Consider the following 23186-nt stretch of genomic DNA (forward strand, 5'->3'; position numbering starts at 1 on the left):
AATTTAACTTGTCTGGGGTGGAAGTGGTTACGCATACAAAACTACTCCAAACGAAAAAAATCATGCGAAGATACTCATTATTAAGCTTTTTGCTCGCACTTACCTTTGTAGCCTGTGCGCAGAGCAAAACATCGAACGAGCAAGTTCCAGGTGATATCAAAGTTTCTAAAGACCTGAAAACAGAGACTGCAACCTTTGGCGGAGGGTGTTTCTGGTGTACTGAAGCACAGTTTCAATACCTGGATGGGGTGCTGAAGGTAGAGTCAGGTTTTTCCGGAGGTACGGTAAAAAATCCTTCTTATGAAGAAGTGTGTACCGGCACAACGGGACATGCTGAGGTGATCCAGGTGACTTATGACCCTGCTAAAGTCTCTTATGAGGAATTATTAAAGGCTTTCTGGACCGCCCATGACCCCACCCAGCTGAACAGGCAGGGGAATGATGTGGGTACCCAGTATAGATCTGTGATCTTCTATCATAATGAAGAACAGCATAAACTGGCGGAGTTGTATAAGGACAAACTGGATAAGTCAGGCGCCTATGATAAACCGGTGGTAACAGAGATTGCGCCTTTTACGAAGTTTTATAAGGCGGAAGATTACCACCAGGATTATTATAAGCAGAATGGAGAACAGCCTTATTGTCACTTTGTGATAGCCCCAAAATTGGAGAAGTTTAAAAAAGTGTTTAAGGATAAACTCAAAGCTGACGCAAACTAATTTATAACAAAAACGCTTTGTCCTTTGGACAAAGCGTTTTTGTTATAGGGGATGCCAGTTAAAACCAGGATCTTAAAATTTAAATATTATATATTAAAAAATTTACTATATTGCTGTAGTACAATCCCAACCTATGCTATGAATCACGTTACTACTCAATCCTTATTTACCCTGATCCGCCGGGATGCGGTTTTAATTTCGTTTCTGGAAACAGGAACTATTCCCAAAGGAGGTCGATTCCTCAACGATCCCAGATACAATGAACCAGCATTACTACAAATCATCGCCCCTCATTTTGAACCTGTCTTTACCGCAGCAGTCATTAGTTGCCTGCAAATGAAAGATACTCAATTGATGCGCGATCTGATGGCGAATCCACATCTGCTCGATGATTGTAATGAGGAAAAGAGCTACACCGCTATCCTGCAATTCCTGAATGAAAAAGAGCGATTCTTATTGTCACTCAGACATCAGTTGCAACTGGCGCAGGCCGTAGATGCTGTGGCGCTGGAAGAAACTGCAGACATCACGTACATCTGTCTCCTCAATTTACTGCCGGATGAATTTCATTCCTTCCGCTCAGAATATTGTAAGGAGGTGATAAAAACCGCCCGTATACTGGCGAAGAAACATCACAAGATGGCGATTATAATGCTCTCTAATATCCTGGAACTGCAATGCGATTCGCCTTCTCACCTGCGGGCAGAAATGCTCTACAATGAATTGCAGGCAGAAATACCTGACCTGAGTAGACAAATTCCGACTTCACGCACATCTATCTGGGTGACGATCGGCAGCTTATATTCTAAGTTATTTTAGTATTTTTCGCAGAGATTTATTTCCCTGCTATGATACAACGCATTTTATTTTCGCTGCTCATGCTATGCAGCCTGCAGACCTTTGCACAGGACCTTGTCGACTACAGGGCCAATCATCCTTATATCCAATACACCGGCCGTATTTTTAAGAGCAGTTTTGTGACATATCGCTTCTGGCAGCCAGGGGTATATATCCGTGCGAAATTTAGCGGCACCTACTGCAATATTGTGATTGATGACGAAGTATTGAATAACCAGCACAATTACCTGGCTATTCAGATTGACAATCAACCTCCTCAAAGGGTGCAGACCACGGCAAAGCGCAATGTGATCAAAGCCGCCTCCAACCTGCGTGACGGAGAGCACATCATCACTATCTGTAAAAATACAGAAGCAGGTATCGGTTACCTGGAGTTTATCGGTTTCCAGTGTAAAAAGCTCATTCCCATCACGGCTACTCCATCGCGAAGACTTGAATTTATTGGGAATTCAATTACCTGTGGTACGGGGAGTGATCAATCTACCTTCCCCTGTGGACAGGGGCAATGGTATGATCAGCACAATGCCTACATGAGTTACGGACCATTGACGGCACGCGCACTGGATGCACATTGGATGCTGTCTTCCGTGTCTGGCATTGGGTTGATCCATAGCTGCTGTGATATGAAGATCACTATGCCGCAGGTGTTTGATAAGATCAACATGCGGGATAATAGCCAGCAATGGGATTTTAATAAATATCAGCCACATGTGGTGACGGTATGTCTTGGGCAGAATGATGGTAAGCAGGATTCCACTACCTATTGTAATGCCTACCTGAGGTTCATTCGTACCTTGAGAGGGCATTATCCAAATGCCAGTATTGTTTTGTTGAGCAGTCCGATGGCAGATGCAGACCTGAGTGCAGTATTGAAGTCTTATATTAAGAGGATCGTGGCCGCCAGTGGTGATAAGAATGCATCTTATTATTTCTTTTCGAAAAGATACCATGGTGGGTGTGGAGATCATCCTACACTGGAAGAGCATCAGCTGATTGCCAAAGAGCTGACGGCGTATATTAAGAAACTGAAAGGATGGAATTAAAATAAAACATTCATGAAAGGGGGAATTCACCAACGGGGAATGAAAACCATTTTCAGAGAAAAAGGCCGGCTAATCATGCCGGCCTTTATGTTCATATACGTGTTAAACAATTCGGTGAATGAGTTCCAGACACGCCCTGCTATTGTGATAAGGACATTTCCAGAACCCGGCTTTATCTTGTCCGGGCATGATTGTCAATGTTTCTGTTACGCCCCAGTACCACTCTCCTTTTTCCGTGTCGATGATGTATTTTTTTACAAATGTCCAGGTATCTAAAGAATAGTGTAAATATTTTTCCTCCCCACTTAGTTGCCAGGCGTTGAAAAATCCCACCATTGCTTCTGCCTGTACCCACCAGTGTTTTTCTTTATTGTCATCTTCATATTGCAAACCTCCGTTCTCTTCTACACCGGCGATGGTAGCATGGGCCATTAGGATGGCGTTTTCTTTCACTTTGTTTAAAAGGGGCTCATCTGCCAACACCTCTGCTGCATCGTGCAACAGCCAGGATGTTTCTATGTCATGGCCATAAGAAACGACGTTTGATTCCGGCTCCCAGGCGGTATCGAAGAACAGGATCTGCTGGTGGGTGGCAGGATGAATGATCTTATTTAAAAAGAGTTCGATGAGTTCCTCTATTTTTTTATGCAATTCCGCGTCCGGCCAGATACGATACAGATTGGTATAAGCTTCCAATACATGTAGATGCGTATTCATGGTTTTGGCTGCATTGTCATCTTTTGCACTCAGGCGCAAGTCTGATATAGGCCCCCATTCCCTGGAAAATGCTTCGTAGTATCCCCCGTTTACAGGATCATAACTATGCGCTTCCAGCAATCGATATACATCAATGGCCCAATCTAATACCTCTTTTGAAGGTTGAATGGCATAGTACTCACTTAAGGCATAGATCAGAAAAGCTTGTCCATATACCTGTTTCCGTGTTTCCAGCGGTTCGCCTGTGGCGGTTACCGACCAATATATGCCACCGTATGCAGGATCATTGAAGTGAGTACGTAAGTACCGGTATGCTCTGTCTGCCAGTGCTAAAAAGTGTGGTTGTGGATCGAATTTATATGCGGCGGCAAAGGTCCACAATATGCGGCTATTCAGCACTGCACCTTTGGGACTTCCCTGCAATACGACATTGTCGTTGTTTATTGCCCCATAAAATCCCCCATCTTGTATATCAACTGTAAATTGTTGCCAGTAGCGGAGGATATCGTATAACGCTGTTGTAACCTCCTGCCTGTAAGCCGCTAGTCGCTTGTCCATAGTCTTTTGAAAAACGTGGTACTGTTTCTTCAAAGCTAGGGTTATTCCGGATGCAGGAATAATACTTTTTTATCTAAATATTGACCCTAAAGGCATAGCGCGATGCCGTCATGTTTAGTATACCAAAAGGTCACTAAAAGGTCACTTCAATATCCCCTGGATAATGAGGTGACCTTTTGGTGACCTTTTAATGTACTTGTTGTACTATAGCTTGCCTATAGTCTGACTAAGACTCCATATGCTCATGAATCATATTATTTACTTTTTTGCGGGTTTTGCGCAAATGTTTTTTTGCCAGACGACGACCTTCGTCTGCGGTATCATTCAATTCGTCCAGGATCTGTTCTGCACGACTTCTGTTAGTCAGATAATAAATTACACCTGCTGCTGCTGCACCAACAATAGTGGCTGCTATTAATGCCTTTTTCATATCTCTGCTTTTTTGGTTCCTTAGAGATAATACAAGAGTTATACCAATTGATGCCAGATTTTTTATTTTTGCCCCTCAATCAAAATCAACAATGGCTGAAACCACCATTTCGCAGGAGAAAAATCCTGTTTACAGCATTCCCCTTAAATACCGGCAGATGGAGAACCTGCACATCGTTTTCTGGTTGCTCAAAGATATCAGCTGGTGCATGGCATGGCCTGTATTAGGGATTATCATGATCTTTCCAACGCTGATCATTTCTATTGTGATTGCCTGGCGTACACGGCAGTTTATGTCTGAGCTCTGCCATAATCTGGCCATTACTGTGTGGATTACAGCGAATTCTTACTGGATGATCAGTGAGTTTATGCATTTCGATACGGAGATCCTCTTTGGAAGTATTACTTACAAGCATCTGACACTGATTCCCTTTTTGATGGGGGTGGTGATCCTGGCTTATTATTATTTCTGGCATAAGCCAAAGCACCCTGAGGAGCAGGAAACGATGTAATTTCTTTTTAAGAGGAAAATACTTCAAAATGAAAATGGATTTGTAACCAGGGTGCTCCGGCTCAATCATTTCGAAGGCAGGAAAAAATCAAACGGCGCATCTCTGTCACACGTCAACGTACCATTTTCAAACTTCAGTTCAGCTACCTCGATGCTGGAACGGCGGATAGAGTAAGGTTGTATGCCATCTTCATTCACCGGACTTTCGCTATGTACTTTTCTGCCGGGGTGGGTGAAGTAGATCACGTATGCCTGATCGCCGGTAACTACCACATCGCCATGTGCACCGGTAGGGGTATCGTCTTTTCGATTGCCGGGAACGTCGAGGATTAATCCCTGCCTGGTCCAGGTATTCAGATCGTCAGATCGGTATACACGCATGCCATGCCATTCATCGGTGACCATCCAGTAGTAATCTTTGAAGCGGAATACTTTGGGACCTTCATGTCCGGTGCCGCCGATGGCTGGTTTGGTACTGGCGTAGGTCCATTTATTCAGGTCCTTGCTACTGGCCATCATGGTGTTTGAGCCATGATCTTCATCTTTGAACCAGATGCGCCAGGTCTTGTCCGGGAGTTGGTATAGCGTAGGATCGATCACTTTTTCGGAGGTGAGTTGGGGGAAGCCTTCGAACTTCCAGTCCCACATATCTTTGCTGGTGTAATGTGCGATGCGGGCATGACCTCCCCAGTTGCTACGAACGCCCTGAATGTAGGCGACGAACATATGGTAAGTACCGTTGTTGTAAACGACGTCGGGGGCCCAGAAGGTGTTTTCGCCTTTTTCGAATTCAAGGTTCAGGGCCCCTCTATATACCCAGGTATGACCGTTGTCTTTTGATTCGGCAATACCGATTTTGCTGCCGTAGCAATAGGCCACGTTTTCAGCGTCGACGCTGGCACGGCGCTGGGTGTAGAGTATCCACCAGGCTTTTTCTTTATCGTTCCAGATGAGTGTAGGGTCGGCGGCGCCATCGAAAATGGGGTCGCGGTAGAGAGGTGCAGGTGCGGTGTGGATGAGTTTTGTTTGGGCGCAGCTGTTGAGTACAGGCAGGGCTGTAGCTAATGTTAAAGCCAGATAAAGTTTATACATAGTGGAACGCATGATTATAAGCGTGCGAATTACAAATAATCCGGGAGATATTATAATCATTTATTCCACCATACAGGTATCATCCAGTCATTGCTCCCTCCCAGCCTGTCTATCGCTTCCTGGTAATGTACAGGATTTGATGTGGCCTCTGTAGCAGGATAGAATAACCGCTTGGGCTGATGGCCGCCGGTTTCAGACTCCCCATCTATGTCTACTATCGTGTTCAATTCAGGATAGCCAGTTCTACGTTGGTTCGCAAAAGCCTCATATCCATTTGGAAATAACGCTACCCATTTCTGCATACTGATAGCTTCTATTGCATTGGATGGTAAAGCGTGTGTACCCACAAAACTATCGATCGCTCCACCAGATAACGGCGTCATACCCGGATACATTTCCAGTTGATGCATAGCCGCTTTCAAGCCTGACTGATAATGGGTATTGGCATCTCCGCCAATCCAGCCACGAACGGCTGCTTCTGCCAATAATAATTCTACTTCTGCATAGCCGAGATGTAACCATGCCCCTCCCTGTTGATAGAAAGGTGCATTGATGTGGCAATATTTATTCGCCTGTCCTACTATCTCACCGTTTTCACCTACAAAATCTGACCATTCCTCCCACCAGTAAAGGCCCGGTTGAATAGGAAGATAATTGGTAATGCTATCTGTATTTACAAAAAACAATCCTAAGCGGGGATCCTTTTCTGCTTTAAGATAATTGACAAAGGTGGTTGTACCAATGGTATATTTATAAGCACCTTCCTCCTGTAATGCCTGCGCATAGCCATTGCCACGAAGATCAGGGTAACTGTAGTCTTCATGTATCATCACAAAATTATCATTATTGCTTTGCATCACGCCACCGGAAAATGCCGCCGCAGCCTGTGCCTGTGCCAATGTGGGATCAGCGGCAGACAGGCGCATGGCAAGGCGTAGTTGTAGCGAACGGGCCATGCGCTTCCATTTGGTAAGATTACCATTGTAGACAATATCATTGAGGATGACCGGCTTACGATCATCAAATTGTTGAATAGCGGCTTCCAGTTCTACAAAGAAATCTTTGTAAATCTCTTCCTGCTTATCGTAGACAGGGGTGTAAATTTTATCATAATAAGCAAGGCCTGCCTGAGAATAAGGGATATCACCATACGCATCTGTCAATAAAGAAAAGATGTATACTTTCAAAATGCGCGCAGCAGCTACATAGTTCACTTGTGTGCTATCATCCTGATGTTGCTTCAACAGGTCTACCAGTTGTTTGATGCATTTACCATAATAGTTGGACCACATCAATCCATTGTAAAATTCATCTCTTATATACTTGCCACCTACACGCATACCATATGTACCACTTACATATTGCACCATTGGCTGGAATATATATAAGTTTGGATACCCCATTTCCCGGCCACCATCCAGCAGGTATGCAGCGGCAGTGAGTTGCTCTCCGGCTGCAATGGTAGTGTCATTGACAGGATCTGTATTTATGACGCCAAAATTTGTCGTACAGCTGCTACTCAAAATTATTACAAGGCAATAATGATAAAACTTCATCTTTCAAAATTTTGCATGCAGGGTGATACCATAGGCACGACGGGTAGGCAATGATCCATATTCAAAGCCCTGCCCATCGCCACTATTATAACTGGATTCAGGATCAATATTGGGTACATGTTTACTTAATGTAAGCAGGTTGCGGGCAACCACTGATACAGATACTTCATTCAAAATCCTGTACCCCAGCGTGAGTTCGCGGATCTTTACCATACCTGCATCGTATACAAAAGGTTCGGGAATATTTTCTGTCACTCTTTTCCAGTAGGTTTCAGGATTTACATATCGATCTACCTGTTCGTATTGTGGTCTGTTCAAACCTACTATTTTTACGCCTTTTACACGCAATCCTCCCGTAGGTGTCCAATCTGCTGATGATACCCCGGCAGCGATCCTTTCTTTTTCTGATCTGGCCCAGCCTTCTCTGCCTGCCAGCGTACCTTTCTGTTGGCCATTTTGATAGGCAAGTAAGTTCGTCATGGAGAATATCTTACCTCCTTGTTTGATATCTAACAGGACAGCGCAGGACCAGCGGCGATAAGTGAATGTATTTGTGAGACCTCCGATCCAATTATACTGTGCACTACCAAGGTTGTAATCGGTAGCAGTATATTGAGGTAAATAATTTGCATCCAGTACCATCTGCCCATTCTCATCACGAAGAAATTTCTTGCCGGTGATCATACCATAGGCGGATCCGGTTTTTGCAATAATACTGGCATTGCCCCAGCGAGCGGAAGCAAGGGTGTAGTAGTCGGAGACCAATGAGCTAAGGGAAATGATCTTATTCCTGTTGCGGGCAAAGCTGGCGTTCACCTGCCATTTAAAATCTTTGGTGCATATAGGTCGTCCTCCCAGTGAGATCTCCAAACCCTGGTTGGATACATCTCCTGAATTGATAACTGCACTGGTGTAACCACTGGTTGGTGAAATAGGTGCATTCAATATCTGGTTCCTTGTATTGGAATGGTACCATGTCAGATCCAGGTTAATGCGGTTATCAAAAAACACCATGTTCAGTCCTGTTTCATAAGAACGGCTGATACTTGGTTTCAGGTTTTTATAAGGTACTTTATCTGTTGCCACGCCACCAATGAGATAGCCACCCACACTGGGGATATCGGGATTCGTGGCATACGTGAGTGCTGTCTGATAAGGGGCGATGGCATCTGTACCTGTCTGGGCAATACTTGCTCTCAGTTTTCCAAAAGATAATATTGCACTGGACGGTAATAATGAAGAGAACACAAAGCTTGCAGATGCAGAAGGATAAAAATAGGCATTTTGCCCGGCGGACAATGTAGAAGACCAGTCATTACGACCAGTCAGGTCGAGGTAAAGAATGTCATCATACCCCATGGTGACGCCTCCGTAAACGGAGTTGATCCGCTTTCTGTACAATTGATGGCTGCTCAGTTGTGTCTGAAAATTATTGAGATTTTTAACGCCTCGTGTTTTCATATTTCTACCAGTTACATTGCGCACCTCTTCTGTATAATCCATTCTATTGGTACCCGCATTTATTTCGAGAGAGAACCTGTTCCATTTTTTATGATAATTGACTAAAAGATCGGAGTTGGTTTCCTGCAGATTCCGGTGCAGGAGTGCGATCCCACCTGTTGTATAATAAGGTGTGGAATATTGCATAAACTCAGTAAATGCAAAACGGGAATAATCCGTACCTGTACGTCCCTGAATATATAACCCCGGCCACAACTGGTATTTCAATAAGAGGAATCCGATAAAGCGGCGCTGGGTGCTGTTGTTGGGTTGTTCATTTATAGCCCAGTAAGGATTGACCTGATAGGCATTGTTATTCCAGTTGATATAATCGCCGGCGGAATCTTTGTATTTTTTGAGCCAGTTGATATCGATATTGGGAGCAATGCCACTCAGTACATATCCAATATTATTCGGGTTGTCAGAGAGTGCAGGGCGGTTAAAAACATCTTCGGAAAGATAAGTTCCTTTGGCATCAAGCATCAGTTTTGAAGACAGCCTGGCTGTACCTCTCATGGAAATATGATGACGATCAAGTTTACTACGGGGAATAATATCATTGTTTCTCACATTCGTATAGGTAGCCCGTAACTGGGCTTTGTCTGTACCTGTAGATAATGAGACGGAATTGGTAAGTATCAGCCCTTTTCGAAAAAACTTACTGATAGCATTACCTGCATTCACGTAAGGAACTTTTCTGCCATCCCAGATCACGACCGTGCTGTCTTTATTCATTTTTGGCCCCCAGCTTTTCTGTGCATCCACTCGGGCAGTAGAAATATCTTTTGGTAAAAAGCCATCCTGACCACTACCATATTCATGCTGGAAGTCGTAACTATCATTCAGTTTTTCAACAAGCATATTGGTGGTGTAATCTACCGAAAGACCTTTGTTTCCTTTCTTTGTTGTAATAATAATCACACCATTTGCAGCGCGACTACCATACAATGCGGAAGCGGAACCGCCTTTTAAAATGGAGATGCTGGCTATTTCATCAGGATTGATAATGGAAGTCCCATCACCTAAATCATACCCTCCATATTTATCTGCCTGACCGGGAGACGAATTATTGACAGGAATACCATCTATTACAAACAAAGGCGTATTATCACCACCTATAATTTTCAATCCTCTCAGGGTCACTTTGGCCGATCCTCCTACTCCGCTATTGACAGGTGTGATATTCAATCCGCTTACTTTTCCGGATAGTGTACTGACCGGATTTATCGTAAAAGTTTGCGGTCCCAGGTCGGCGTAGGCATAGCCTAAAGATCTTTGTTGTCTGCTGATACCCAATGCGATGATCACGACCGGGGTGATATCAATAATATGGGGTGGCGGGGTTACAAGCACAGGCACCTGTTTTTTCAGGATCACAATCTGTTTGCCTATGAATCGTAATTCATACAGAGAAGATGGAAAAATAACGTCTAAAATGGTCTTTAAAGGCACATTATCCCAATGGATGGTAATGCGGTCATTCACTTCGATGACTTCATTGCGATAAGCAAATAGAACACCTGCCTGTTTTTCTATGAGATGGAGTACGGAAATGATGGGTTCATTCACCACATGAATGGTTAATTTTTCCTGCGCTTTTACGCAGTGGCACATAACGAGGAACAGGGTGAGTAAACAGCAAATGGCTTTGGTTTTCATAATAGGCGATACAGTGGTCAGATTAGCTGACGGCTATTGCTCCAATATCGCATTGAGTACCTGCTGTACTTCACTGGCTGACATGTTTTGGAAGTTGGCTGTTATTTTTTTCTTCCTGAATGTGCTGTCTGGCAATGTAATGTTCACCAGGTAAAACTCAGACAATGCAGTAGCCACTGTACCGGCTTCTTCGTTGGTAAAGGACAGTTTGGGTAGAAGTAGTTTTCCTCCTTTTGTGACCTGGGCGGCCAGACCTTTAGTCAGAATCAGGGTATCTGTCAGGGTAGTCAGGCGAACCTTTCCTTCCTGCACGACTACTTTTTCCGTTGTGCCACTGACATTTACATTGAATTGGGTACCGAGTACTGTGACCGTGGAGCGTGGCAGCTGTACAATAAATGTACGCTTTTCATCTGGTGAAACAGAAAAATCTGCTGCTCCCTGCGTAAGAGAAACGCGGCGGTTGGTAAATGCGGGGTCATATTGCAGGATAGTACCTGGCTGTAGCTGGATGGACGAACCATCTGGCAGGGAAATGGTATTTTTTACAGTAGCCTGAATAGTAACAGGTTGCTCCGCCTTTTGCCAGAGCAGGTAACTGGCTACGAGGAATAAAGGAAAACATGCAGCTGCCAGCCATCTGTATCGCCTTAAAAATGGAGCAGTAACGCCGGGTGCTTCTTCCCGGGTACTGCTCGCAATTTCCCTCTTTAATTCAACAACGTGAGCTGATGTACCAGAAATTTGCTGAGACAGGGCCTGCCATCCCTGCTCCTTATTAAAAGGTGTAACAGGCATGTGTTCCGTAGCCTCCCATAACCGCTTCAGTTCAGCATAAAGCGTACGGTTTGCTTCGGATTGCTGTAGCCATTGCCCCAGTGCTGCCTGTTTATCTGCATTTGCAGGATGTGCCAGACAGTCGATTAAAAATTCCCTTATATCATCAACACTCATGATTGTATATTAATTAAGACAATTCAGGAAGGAGGTACTTTGATAATTATTTTTCTTTTTTTTCACCCAGCAGGTGGATGCGGAGGTGTTTTAGTGCGACAGATAGCTGAAAATAAACGGTATTTAGTGTAATATTCAGTTTATCAGCGATTTCTGATGGTTCCAGGCCGTTGACCCTACTTAATAAGAAGATTTCACGGCAGCGGGGGGCGAGGCCCTGGACGAGTTGGATCATTTCTTTTTGTAGCAGGATGTAGTCGGCGGTTTCGTAAAGGGAGGCCGGATCCGCCTGCCATTGGAGGATGTCTTCACTCACGTGACGGGATTGGCGTTTTAACTCATTGATAGCACGGTTGGTGACGGCACGGTAGAGGTAGTGCCGGACATTGCCGGTGATGGTGAGGGTGGCGCCTTTTTCCCAGAGGTGCACGAATAGATTGTGTACAAGGTCTTTTGCAAGGTTTTCGTCTTTTACCCAGCGGAAGGCGAGTAGGAACAGGTCTTCACTGTAGGTGAGATATAGTTTTTGAAAGACTTCCATATTCCGGTCACGGAGGCCTTCGGTAACGATTGCGGCAGAAATATCAGTTCCGTACCAGGTCATTTTGATTGTGTCTGGGCGGTAAAATATTAATATTTTTTGATAAACTGACTGTTTTTTGAGGGGGCCTGCGGCAGCATGGAAAGGGGCGATTAGTTCGGCTGGCGCCGTCGGGGGAGGGTTTAGGGTAAGGTGAGTAGGAAGGATTGTTTTTTAATAAAGATTTTATTCCAATAGGCCGGCATTCTCTAAACTGGTATTATCTTTTAATGCAACACCGGTCAACTTTAATCTAATCGCTTCCATGACCAGGTATAAAATTTTCTGCGCGGCAGCCTCATACTGTAATCCCTCTTCCCTGATATTTGAAATACAATTCCTTGCTTCATCTGTTATACCTGGTTTGGGTGCAAAAGTAATATACGCTCCCATGCTATCGGCCGCGCTGAGACCTGGCCGCTCTCCTATCAGCATCAGGGTCAATTTTGCCTGTAATATCTGACCCGCTTCGTCACCGCTGGCCACTCTTCCCTGTTGCACCATACAAATGGGTGCTAATGACAGACCAGCGTTTTTAAGTAATGGGATTAATACTTCTAAAAGAGGTTTTGTATGCACATTCATAGCTGTTGCAGACAGGCCATCGGCAAGAATGATAGCGACATCTTTATGAAGGTATCCGGAATCTGTTTTTTCTAATAATGCAATACTATCCACATCTAATTGCCTGCCTTTATCCGGCCGTTGCAAATATTCATGTCGATCTCCTGCTTTGCTGTGTAATAATAAAACAGGGATGTGAAAAGGTTGTAGCTGCTCCTGTAAAGTATTTACTGATAGTGCAGAATACACAGCATCGCGGGCATGTGCATGCGCCAGTCTGAAATTCAGTACTTCACGTAAAGGTATAGCAGTGCCTGTTCTACCCAATGCAATCCGGGCTGTTGTAAAAGCCTTCAGCGAAGCCCATGGATCCTGTTCTATTATTTCCTCACTCATACGTATTTCAGTAATTTATGTGCACTTCCTACCGGTAATAACCTACCATCCTGATTCATAATTCCCTGTTGCTGCAACCACTGATCAAACTCCGGTGCAGGCTTCAGCCCTAATACCTTCCTCGCATACAATGCATCATGAAAGGAGGTAGACTGATAGTTCAACATGATATCATCCGCTCCGGGCACCCCCATGATGAAGTTACAACCTGCTACCCCTAATAATGTAAGCAGGTTATCCATATCATCCTGATCCGCCTCTGCATGATTTGTATAACAAATATCTACACCCATCGGCAATCCCAACAACTTACCGCAAAAATGATCTTCCAATGCCGCACGAATGATCTGTTTCCCATCAAATAAATATTCAGGTCCGATAAAGCCGACCACTGTATTTACCAACAACGGCGAAAATTTACGCGCCACCGCATATGCTCTTACTTCGCAGGTTTGCTGATCCACTCCACCATGCGCATTTGCAGATAAGGCACTCCCCTGCCCGGTTTCAAAATACATGAGGTTATTGCCCGCTGTTCCTCTCTGCAATGATAATCCTGCTTCATATGCTTCCTGCAATAATGAAAGATTGATACCAAAACTACTATTCGTCTGTTCCGTACCACCGATTGACTGAAACACCAGGTCCACAGGTGCACTTTGCATGATTTGCAATGCCGTCGTCACATGGCAAAGTACACAGGATTGCGTAGGGATTTCAAATTGCTGCCGCAACTGATCCAGCATTTTCAATAAGGTGATCACTGCCTGCGGACTATCCGTAGCCGGGTTGATACCTATCACCGCATCCCCACTTCCATATAATAATCCATCTATGATACTGGCCGCTATTCCTTTGGGATCATCTGTATTATGGTTGGGTTGTAAGCGCACAGAGAGATGGCCTTTCAACCCGATCGTATTTCTGAATTTAGTCACCACCTCACACTTCTTTGCCACACTGATCAGATCCTGGTTCCGCATCAACTTCGACACAGCCGCCACCATTTCTGGGGTAATCCCAGGCGCTAATTGCTGTAAGGTGAATGTATCCGCATAATCACTCAGTAGCCAATCGCGAAACTGCCCTACCGTAAAATGGCTTACCAGTGCAAATGCATCCGCATCATACGAATCGATGATCAAACGGGTGATTTCATCTTTCTCATAAGGAATCACAGCCTCCTGCAGGAATGTCTTCAATGGTACATCTGCCAATGCCATCTGTGCCGCTACCCGCTCCTCCGCACTATCTGCACACAATCCTGCCAGCGCATCGCCGGAACGGAAAGGCGTTGCCCTCGCCAATAAGGTGCGCAAATCACTGAACGCGTAATTTGTATGCTGAATCGTATGCCGGTAACTCATGAAATCAGGTTTATGACGGCTTGATGTTTATGTCTGCCCATCCCTATAAATATAAGTAATGCCACCACCAAACCGGCGAAAAAGATCAAACTTAACATTGGATAAGTGTAAATGATGGCAACCAAAGAAACAATCGAAAGGAACAATGCAATACCCGGAAACCAGGGATATAATGGTGCTTTGTAAGGGCGTTCTAAAGCAGGTTCTTTATCTCTTAATATAAACAGGCTGATCATACTCAGGATGTACATCACCAGGGCACCCATTACGGACAATATAACCAACTGATCCGTTTTCCCCATATACAATGCGCACACACCTAACAGCCCACCTATTATCAGGGATATATAAGGCGCTTTCCTACGCGGACTTAAGGTGGACATAAAAGCCGGTAAATACCCTGCACGGCCCAATGCAAACAATTGCCTGGAATAGCTGATGATGATGCCATTGAATGAAGCAATCAGGCCAAATAAACCGATGCCTGCAAAGAGTTTCGTGATTCCATTTTGTTTGCCTAACACTATCCCGATTGCCTCCGGCAATGGATAATCTATGGCAGACAATAATTTCCAGTCTGTGATGCCCCCGGTAAACACCATCACTGCTATCGCCAGCAACATCAGGGTCAGGATCGCAGAAATGTACCCTTTCGGGATATTCCGGTGCGGGTCCTTTACCTCCTCCGCCACCATCGCAATCCCTTCGATACATACATACAGCCAGATGGCAAATGGCAGGGCATTGAACACCCCCTTCCAGCCAAAAGGCATGGCATCATGGAGAAAATTGGATGTCTTGAAATGGGGGCCTACAATCCCAAGGTAGATCAGTAATTCTACCACCGCCAATAAGGTGATTATCAAAGAAAATAAGGCTGACTCCTTGATCCCTAATAAATTGACCACCGTCAAAAGTATATAAAAAGCCACCCCACTCCCCAACACCGGCAATGCAGGATGTAAAAAATGCAGGTAGTTTCCCAGCGCCAATGCAATGGCCGGTGTGGCCAGCAAAAACTCCACTGCTGTCGCATAGCCCGCTATCAGTCCGCCAATAGGCCCCATGGCCCTATGCGTATAGGTAAAAGGCCCGCCTGCCTGCGGGATGGAGGTGGTCAATTCCGTAAAACTGAATATAAACGTAATATAGAGCAGGGTAATGACCAGCGTTGCAATGAGAAAGCCAATGGTACCGGCTACCCCCCAGCCATAATTCCACCCGAAGTACTCTCCGGATATCACTAATCCAACACCAATAGCCCACAAATGAATGGGCCTGATCACTTTTTTTAACGAATGCGAAGACGACATAACAGAACACTACCTTTTGATGAAAAAAGAATGTTCCCAAATCCCTGAAGTGCGCTTAAGATACAAATAAAAATGGGACCAGGTATACCCGGCCCCATTATACTTAAATAAAAAAACGACGACTTATTTTATTTCCAGCAGCATTTCTTTCACAGCTGCTTCCAATTGAGCATCCCTGCCACTCATTTCTTCTTCATATTTCAATGGCACCCTGATATCAGGCTCTACCTGTAAGTTCTCGGTAGGACGGCCTTCTTTACCAATAGTGGCAATCATCGGTATACCAAAAATGATGGTCGGGTCTATCTGTCTTTCCCACCATACAGCGGTACCGGTACCAGCTACAGGCATACCTACCAGTTTACCCAAACCATTCTGTTTATAGACATATGGGAAGATAAAGGCATCGCTATAGTTGCCTTCACTCATGATCACACAGCTGGGGCGTGTCCATCTGTCCAGCGGTTCAGCACCTTCTACCTTTTCCATCTGCGGAGCGAAGGTCAGGTATTGCTTACCACTCAGGAAGGTATTCAGGTCATTGTGCAACCATCCACCCCCATTGAAACGGGTGTCGACGATCAATGCTTTCTTGCCTCTGTTACGGCCCATTACTGCATCGTATACAGAACGGTAGCTGGCATCATTCATAGACTGTACATGCACATAGCCTACTTTGCCATCACTCAGTTTGTCTACCATATCCTGCATCCTGGTGACCCAGCGTTTGTACATCAGCTCAGTTTCTTCACCTGCTGCAAATGGGATGACAGTTTCTTCCCAACGCTCCTGTGAAGCAGGGTTGTACAGGCTTAACAGCACATTATCTCCTGTTTTGCGGTTCAGGAAAGTTGCCCAGTCTACATCAGGCGTAACCGTTTCGCCATCGATCTTTTCGATCACCACACCTTTTTTGATCCTGCTCTTAGCCTTATCAGAAGGACCACCAGGTATTACTTCATCTATCTTCAGACCGGTGCCTGTAAAGGTTTCGTCGTACAGCAATCCAAGAGATGCTGTTGCATCGCCCTCTGGTGCAGATGGATAATAACGACCACCTGTGTGCGACGCATTCAGTTCTCCCAGCAGTTCGCTCAGAATTTCCTGGAAGTCGTAGTTATCGCTGATGTGTGGCAGGAAACGCGCATAGTTCTTTGCATACATTTCCCAGTCTACGTTATGCAGTTTTGGATCGTAAAATTTATCTTTTACTTCCTTCCATGCGTGTTCATAGATATATGCTCTTTCGCTGGCAGGGTTCCAGTTGAACTCTGTGCTGATGCTCACTGGTGTGATCTTTCCGGAGGAGGCATCTACTTTTACCACGCTACCTCTGTTGCTTACGAACAGGGTATTACCATCTTTGCTCAATACGATATCGCCGGATGTACCACCGAGTTTAGCGAGGATCTTTGTTTCGCCGGTACGTGGTTCTGTTACCCACAGGTCGTATCCCTTTTCAAAAGAGGCCATGTAATACAGTTTGCTGGCATCTTTGTTCAGCACATAATCACTGATACTGGCACTGTTGATCGTGAGGCGAACTTTCCTGTTTTCCAGGTTTTCGAAGTCAGGTTTGAAAGGAGTTTTAGAAACAGAATCCTTCTTTGTAGCAGCTGTATCATCCTTCAGCAGATTGAACTGATCTTTGGATAATTTGAAACGATCGTATGCTGCCTGATCCAGGAACACAGCATAAATATCTTTCTCCTTGCTACCTTGTCTGGCAAGAGAACGACGACCATTTGCGTTACTCAGGTATAGCAGCATCTTACCGTCTTGAGAGAACTTATTACCTTCTTCACCGAAACCGCTTATCACAGGGTAGATAGCTTTACCATTGCCATCGGCAGGGATCATCGCAGCATTGCTTACATCAAAATAACCCTGCTGATCTTCGGTCACGATATATTTACCATCAGGGCTCCATGCAAAATCCCAGTCTTCGTCAGAGTAAGAATGGTTGCGGCCTTTCGGTAAGATGGTGCGGCTCTTTTTAGCAGCGAGGTTGTATACCTTCAGGATATTTCTATCTTCTACATAAGCCACTTCTTTTCCATCAGGGGAGAATACCGGCTGGAACTCTGCAGCAGCAGTGGCTACCAGCGGTTCTTCGTTCACCAGTGGTGCACTGAAGAAATAATTTTCTTCTGGTTTTGTCAGGGTTGCTTTGTACAGATCCCAGTTGCCATTACGCTCTGCGGCATATACCAGTGTTTTGCCATCAGGTGACCAGCTAAGGCCACGCTCCTGTGTAGGCGTATTGGTAATACGGCGGGTCATATTATTTTCTACGCTGCTTACAAATACTTCACCTCTTGCTATGAAGGCCATCTGTTTGCCATCAGGACTCATTCTGAATTGTGTGACATTGCCATTGACAGGCAGGTGTTTTACCACTGCTGCACGGCCATCATTCAGTACCTGGATAGAAAGTTTCTTAGGCTCCTGCCCTTCTTTCAGGGTATAGATCTCACCATTGTAAGAAAAGCAAAGGGTGCTATTATCAGCGATGGATAAATGACGTACAGGATGTTTGTCAAAATGCGTCAGTTGTTTCATTTCACCTTTGGTGGTCAAAGAAGCTTTGAACAGGTTTTGTGAAATGCCGCCTTTCTCGCTCAGGTAGTATAGCTGGTCATTTGGACCCAGTACAGGTTCCCTGTCTTCACCTTCGTAAGCAGAAAGCTGGGTGTATGACTTATTCTTTAAATCATACACCCATATATCGCGGGTTACGCTGCTGGTGTGGTGTTTGCGCAAAGGGTCTTCGTATCCTTTTCGGTCCTGGAATACGATCTGGTCACCTTTGGCAGAATAATGTGCATTGTCCGCACCCGCAGAGGTCACCAATATTGCCCGGCCACCGGTTACGGGTACAGTATATAGGTTATTGAACAACCTGACACTAAAGCGGATATCTGAAGCAGGCGCATTGCGGGGGCTACCAAATAATACCTGTTTATTGTCAGGCGTAAAATCGTAAGGATAATCAGCGGTGCTGTTGTAAGTAAGGCGTACGGGATTGCCACCCATGGCTGGCATTACGTATACGTCGAAGTTCCCATTCCGGTCGCTGGCAAAGGCGATTTGCTTACCATCATGACTCCATACCGGCATCATGTCGTGTGCTTCGTGAATGGTGAGTGGTACAGCAATGCCCCCTTTGACATCCACCCTGTAAATATCTCCTTTGTACCCAAATGCAATGGTCTTACCATCGGGAGAGATGGCGGGATAACGCAGCCATAGTGCATTGTCCTGGGCATAGGTAGCCAGGGTCATACAGCAGGCTGAAAAAGCAAGCAGTAATTTTTTCATATAAAATGGCGATTCAGATTGTTGTTTATCCTTTAAAGGTAACAAATGATGTGCTGGCGCCATTAAATAACTGGATAAAAGGCAACAAGCCTACAGCAAGGGTTTCTGCAGGCATACACTGTTCTCCATCTGCTCGTAGGGCGGGTAATTATCCATGAATGTATAACCGGATTTTTGATAGAGGGCGATGGCTTCCGGTTGACGAATGCCGGTTTCCAGTACGGCACGGGAAAAGCCCTCAGTGATGGCCCAGGTTTCCAGCTCTTTTAAGATGGCGTACGCAATGCCCTGACCACGATGGGCATTGTGTACGAACATGCGCTTGATTTCGACTGTTTTTGAGTCAAACTGGCGAAAACAGGCACAACCTACCGGCAACGCATCTACATACGCGACTACAACGGTAGGTATGTTTTTAACTTTATCGAGGACTTCGTAATCCTGTTGTATTTCAGGGTACCTGATCCATAGATCTTTGTCAAGGGCAATTATCAGCTCCTGAAAATGAGGATCATCACTGTTCGTTCTTTTGAGTCTTAGCATAGACCCCTAATTTACTATTTTTTTTACCATATGTAAAGTATACGATAAAACCTAACAGCAACCATACAATGAGGCGGATCCACGTATCCAGTGGCAGGGAGAACATCATTACCAGGCAAGTCAAAATTCCTAAAACCGGCACTACCGGCACCCATGGTGTTTTGAAAGCACGGGGAATATCCGGTTGCTTTTTGCGGAGAATGAGGATACCTAAGCATACCATTACAAACGCCAGCAATGTACCGATGCTACACATCTCTCCTACTACAGAAATAGGCACCAGACCAGCAAAGAGACTGATGAAGATACAGAGTACGATATTAGATTTGAATGGTGTGGCAAAGCGCTGATGCAGTTGCGCAAATACGGGTGGCAATAACCCGTCTTTACTCATTGAATAGAATACCCTGGATTGCCCCAGCAGGTCTACTAGTATCACTGAAGTATATCCTATGAGGATGGCGCCTATCACTGCCAGGAACAAACCTTTATAAGGTGTATGTGCTATGGCCACTGCAACGGGTGCAGGGTTGTCCTTAAACTCTGTATAATGCGCCATACCAGTCATCACGTAACCAAACAATACAAAGAGAATGGTACATACGATGAGAGAACCTAAGATCCCTATCGGCATATTCTTTTTTGGATTTCGGGTTTCCTGCGCCATAGTGGCGACAATGTCGAAACCAATGAATACAAAAAATACTACGCCCGCACCTCTCAGAATACCGCTCCAGCCAAAGGAACCAAATTCGCCGGTGTTCGCAGGAATGAACGGGTGATAGTTTTCAGGATGAATATATTTCCAGCCCAATGCAATAAATACCAGTACCACACCTACTTTCAGTGCTACAACGATAGCGTTGAACAATGCCGAACTTTTAGTACCACGTATGATAATAGAAGTAATAGCAACAATGATCAATACAGCAGGCAGATTGATAAACCCATGTACGAATGTATGATCTGCCAGTTCTATTTTTTCAAATGGAGACGCGACCAGTTGGGGAGGTATATGAATATTGTAAGTGGCGAGAAACTTTACAAGATAACGTGACCAGCTGATGGCTACAGTAGAGGCGCCTACGGAATATTCCAGTACCAGGTCCCAGCCGATGATCCAGGCCCACAGTTCACCGAGTGTAGCATAGGCGTATGTATACGCACTACCCGCTACGGGTACCATGCTTGCCATTTCTGCGTAGCAGAGTGCGCTGAAAGCACAGCCAACTGCCGCCAGTATAAATGATAAAATAACTGCAGGACCAGTGTTATTCGCAGCTGCAATGCCAGTGAGGGAAAAGAGCCCTGCACCGATGATCACGCCAATACCGATGGCGATGAGATTGAAACCTCCGAGACTACGTTTTAATGTATTACTGCCACTTTGAGCAGCTTCCTGTTGCAGGCTGGCAATTGATTTTCTTATCACAGGTAAGATTTAGATTGGGTGCAAAGGTAAGGGATTGATATTACTCTACAAAACAACTAGACTTAACACCATCACCACGATCGTATTTGCCGTTTATAAAGTTTCCGCATTCTTTAACATCGCATTAACCGATGTGAATTGGTTGAGTTGTACCTTAGCCGGACTATAAAATTATTATTTCATAGGTATAGGGATATCAGACAGCTGCTCTTTTAAGGGTGGCTTTTATTTTTTAAACCATTGTTGATTTTAACTGTTACATCATCATGGCTACACTCAATCCTTATCTCAGTTTCAAGGACTCCTGCAAAGTATGGCATTCACTGGATGGTTAACTATGATTATAAATAACAAACGTACTGCGGTGCGGCATAGTTTGGCATTCATTATGTTCACTATATCCCAAAAGTAAATATTATGAAAAGCGTTAAACTGGCCTTCTATGCCCGCCTGGCCCTGATCTTACATGCGCTTATCCTGTCCATGCTAATTATGCATCTGGGCAAGACGGTGATTATTCCACTGTTCTTTGCCTTGCTGATCTCCTTTGCTTTACTGCCTGTATGCCGGCAACTGGAAAAATGGGGATTGCATCGTGGCATTGCGGCCGCTATTTCAGTACTGCTCTTTGTGGTACTGATCGGTTCTTTCATTGATGTTCTGAGTCACCAGGTGGTGAACTTCACCCATAATCTGCCTGAACTGCAAAAGCGGTTTACTGAAAGTCTGACAGATCTCAGGGCCTGGCTTTTTAACACCTATCATATCGATTATCAACAGCAAACAGACTATCTGAAGCGGTCTACCAGCGGTTTGCAGTCTACGGCTATGAGTTCACTGGGTGCCACCTTTATTGGGGTAGCAGAGGTCTTTATTCTCTTTATCTTCTTCCTCATCTTTACCTTCTTCATGCTGTACCACCGCCGGTTGTTCAAGCGCTTTGTGGTAGCCCTGTTTCCAAAAGAAGAGCTGCCCAAGGTAGAGGAAGTACTGGTAAGTGCCCGCAGCATGATCAACAGATATATTATCGGGTTGCTTACTGAAATGTTTATCCTGATCATCTTATTGCTTTCTACGCTGGCCATATTAGGGATCAAATATGCCCTGCTGATCAGTGTAATGGCAGCACTGTTGAACGTAATACCCTATCTGGGAATTTATACAGCGATGGCCATCAGTATGTTCATCACTTTTGCCAATGGGGAACCTTCACAGGCGGTAACTGTTGGTATTGTTTTTATCGTGGCGCATTTCCTGGATGCAAATGTTATTCTGCCCCGGGTGGTAGGTGGTAATGTAAAGCTCAATCCCCTCATCACTATTATCGCCGTACTCACGGGCAAGCTGATTTGGGGTATACCGGGTATGTTCCTGTTTATACCGCTGGCGGCCATTATCCGGATTATCAGTGAAAAGGTAGAATCATTGCAACCCTGGGCAATTTTAATGGGAGAGGAAAAATAATTTGGGGGCTACTGACATACTGTTGTCACCTGCCCGTTTTTACTTTGTGATAACAAAACAAACCTCACATGAAAGAAATGACCACCACTGTCACTACGGAAACATTTATGACCCCGGCTCAACTGCTGAAACACTGGCAGTTGCACCGTAACCTGACCCGCAAAACGATCAATGCATTCCCTGAAGATAAACTCTTTAGTTATTCTGTAGGTGGCATGCGTCCTTTTGCTGAACTGGCAATGGAATTCATAGGTATGGCCGTACCTACCCTGACAGGCATTATCACTGAAAAATGGGAAAAATTCAAGCATGATGAAGCACCTGATACGAAACAGGCATTGCTGGAATTGTGGGATGAGCAGACGGAAATTATTGACACCTTATGGCCAAAAATTCCTGCTGAAAGGTTTAACGATGTTGTATTAGCCTTTGGTCAATGGGAAATGCCGGTAAACCTGTTGGTAATGTATGTAGTTGATAATGAAATACATCATCGTGCTCAAGGCTATGTGTACCTGCGTTCACTGGGTATTGAACCACCATATTTCTGGGACAGAGAGTAGTAGTATACGCCCCATTCTAAAATCTTAATAAGAAGCCCCTGCCGTAC

19 protein-coding genes are annotated in these 23186 nt (G+C 44.9%); 6 read left to right on the plus strand and 13 right to left on the minus strand.

Annotation, left to right across the window (positions count from 1 at the left end; translation table 11 throughout):
- Positions 1 to 62 precede the first annotated feature (62 nt).
- The 3 genes from msrA (at position 63) to SIO70_RS26725 (ending at position 2620) form a co-directional block, all read left to right on the plus strand.
- Positions 63 to 719: a peptide-methionine (S)-S-oxide reductase MsrA gene (gene msrA / locus SIO70_RS26715; RefSeq protein ID WP_320575970.1), complete on the plus strand. Its 657-nt coding sequence runs from the start codon at positions 63 to 65 to the stop codon at positions 717 to 719.
- 138 nt (positions 720 to 857) lie between these two features.
- A complete protein-coding gene (locus tag SIO70_RS26720; protein ID WP_320575971.1) occupies positions 858 to 1538 on the plus strand; it encodes a hypothetical protein in 681 nt (226 codons plus the stop codon).
- 29 nt (positions 1539 to 1567) lie between these two features.
- Positions 1568 to 2620: an SGNH/GDSL hydrolase family protein gene (locus tag SIO70_RS26725; protein WP_320575972.1), complete on the plus strand. Its 1053-nt coding sequence runs from the start codon at positions 1568 to 1570 to the stop codon at positions 2618 to 2620.
- Positions 2621 to 2722: 102 nt separating this feature from the next.
- Here SIO70_RS26725 and SIO70_RS26730 read toward each other — a convergent pair whose 3' ends face one another.
- Complete coding sequence (locus SIO70_RS26730) at positions 2723 to 3895, minus strand: AGE family epimerase/isomerase (protein WP_320575973.1); 1173 nt, start codon at positions 3893 to 3895, stop codon at positions 2723 to 2725.
- A gap of 226 nt (positions 3896 to 4121) precedes the next feature.
- Positions 4122 to 4325 (minus strand): hypothetical protein, encoded by a 204-nt coding sequence (locus tag SIO70_RS26735; protein WP_320575974.1) that lies wholly within the window; start codon positions 4323 to 4325, stop codon positions 4122 to 4124.
- A 91-nt stretch (positions 4326 to 4416) separates the two neighbouring features.
- Between SIO70_RS26735 and SIO70_RS26740 the strand changes: the two genes are divergently transcribed.
- Positions 4417 to 4836, plus strand: coding sequence for a hypothetical protein (locus tag SIO70_RS26740; protein ID WP_320575976.1), 420 nt, complete (start codon positions 4417 to 4419; stop codon positions 4834 to 4836).
- 65 nt (positions 4837 to 4901) lie between these two features.
- Here the strand turns inward: SIO70_RS26740 and SIO70_RS26745 are convergent, their stop codons facing one another.
- The 11 genes from SIO70_RS26745 to SIO70_RS26795 form a co-directional block, all read right to left on the minus strand.
- Entirely contained in the window at positions 4902 to 5927 is a 1026-nt protein-coding gene (locus SIO70_RS26745) for a glycosyl hydrolase (protein WP_320575978.1), read from the minus strand.
- Between the two features lie 56 nt (positions 5928 to 5983).
- Positions 5984 to 7483: a SusD/RagB family nutrient-binding outer membrane lipoprotein gene (locus tag SIO70_RS26750; RefSeq protein WP_320575980.1), complete on the minus strand. Its 1500-nt coding sequence runs from the start codon at positions 7481 to 7483 to the stop codon at positions 5984 to 5986.
- A gap of 3 nt (positions 7484 to 7486) precedes the next feature.
- Positions 7487 to 10642, minus strand: coding sequence for a SusC/RagA family TonB-linked outer membrane protein (locus tag SIO70_RS26755; protein WP_320575982.1), 3156 nt, complete (start codon positions 10640 to 10642; stop codon positions 7487 to 7489).
- A 33-nt stretch (positions 10643 to 10675) separates the two neighbouring features.
- Positions 10676 to 11596: a FecR family protein gene (locus SIO70_RS26760; protein ID WP_320575985.1), complete on the minus strand. Its 921-nt coding sequence runs from the start codon at positions 11594 to 11596 to the stop codon at positions 10676 to 10678.
- Between the two features lie 46 nt (positions 11597 to 11642).
- A complete protein-coding gene (locus tag SIO70_RS26765) occupies positions 11643 to 12200 on the minus strand; it encodes a sigma-70 family RNA polymerase sigma factor (RefSeq protein ID WP_320575987.1) in 558 nt (185 codons plus the stop codon).
- A 162-nt stretch (positions 12201 to 12362) separates the two neighbouring features.
- On the minus strand, positions 12363 to 13136 hold the full coding sequence (gene eutC, locus SIO70_RS26770; RefSeq protein WP_320575989.1) for an ethanolamine ammonia-lyase subunit EutC: 774 nt from the start codon (positions 13134 to 13136) through the stop codon (positions 12363 to 12365).
- Positions 13133 to 14503: an ethanolamine ammonia-lyase subunit EutB gene (locus SIO70_RS26775; protein WP_320575991.1), complete on the minus strand. Its 1371-nt coding sequence runs from the start codon at positions 14501 to 14503 to the stop codon at positions 13133 to 13135. The genes eutC and SIO70_RS26775 overlap by 4 nt, the downstream gene beginning before the upstream one ends.
- A complete protein-coding gene (eat, locus tag SIO70_RS26780) occupies positions 14500 to 15816 on the minus strand; it encodes an ethanolamine permease (protein ID WP_320575993.1) in 1317 nt (438 codons plus the stop codon). The genes SIO70_RS26775 and eat overlap by 4 nt, the downstream gene beginning before the upstream one ends.
- 123 nt (positions 15817 to 15939) lie before the next feature.
- Positions 15940 to 19137, minus strand: coding sequence for an LpqB family beta-propeller domain-containing protein (locus tag SIO70_RS26785; RefSeq protein ID WP_320575995.1), 3198 nt, complete (start codon positions 19135 to 19137; stop codon positions 15940 to 15942).
- A gap of 90 nt (positions 19138 to 19227) precedes the next feature.
- Positions 19228 to 19680, minus strand: a complete 453-nt coding sequence (locus SIO70_RS26790; protein ID WP_320575997.1) for a GNAT family N-acetyltransferase — start codon at positions 19678 to 19680, stop codon at positions 19228 to 19230.
- Positions 19652 to 21112 (minus strand): amino acid permease, encoded by a 1461-nt coding sequence (locus SIO70_RS26795; protein WP_320575999.1) that lies wholly within the window; start codon positions 21110 to 21112, stop codon positions 19652 to 19654. Before SIO70_RS26795 ends, SIO70_RS26790 begins: the two co-directional genes overlap by 29 nt.
- Before the next feature lie 417 nt (positions 21113 to 21529).
- On the opposite strand from SIO70_RS26795, the gene SIO70_RS26800 reads away from it, so the two are divergent.
- Both SIO70_RS26800 and SIO70_RS26805 read left to right on the plus strand, forming a co-directional pair.
- Entirely contained in the window at positions 21530 to 22576 is a 1047-nt protein-coding gene (locus tag SIO70_RS26800) for an AI-2E family transporter (protein WP_320576001.1), read from the plus strand.
- Between the two features lie 68 nt (positions 22577 to 22644).
- Positions 22645 to 23139: a DinB family protein gene (locus tag SIO70_RS26805; RefSeq protein WP_320576003.1), complete on the plus strand. Its 495-nt coding sequence runs from the start codon at positions 22645 to 22647 to the stop codon at positions 23137 to 23139.
- Positions 23140 to 23186 lie beyond the last annotated feature (47 nt).

Source organism: Chitinophaga sancti (assembly GCF_034087045.1).
Classification (GTDB): Bacteria; Bacteroidota; Bacteroidia; order Chitinophagales; family Chitinophagaceae; genus Chitinophaga; species Chitinophaga sancti_B.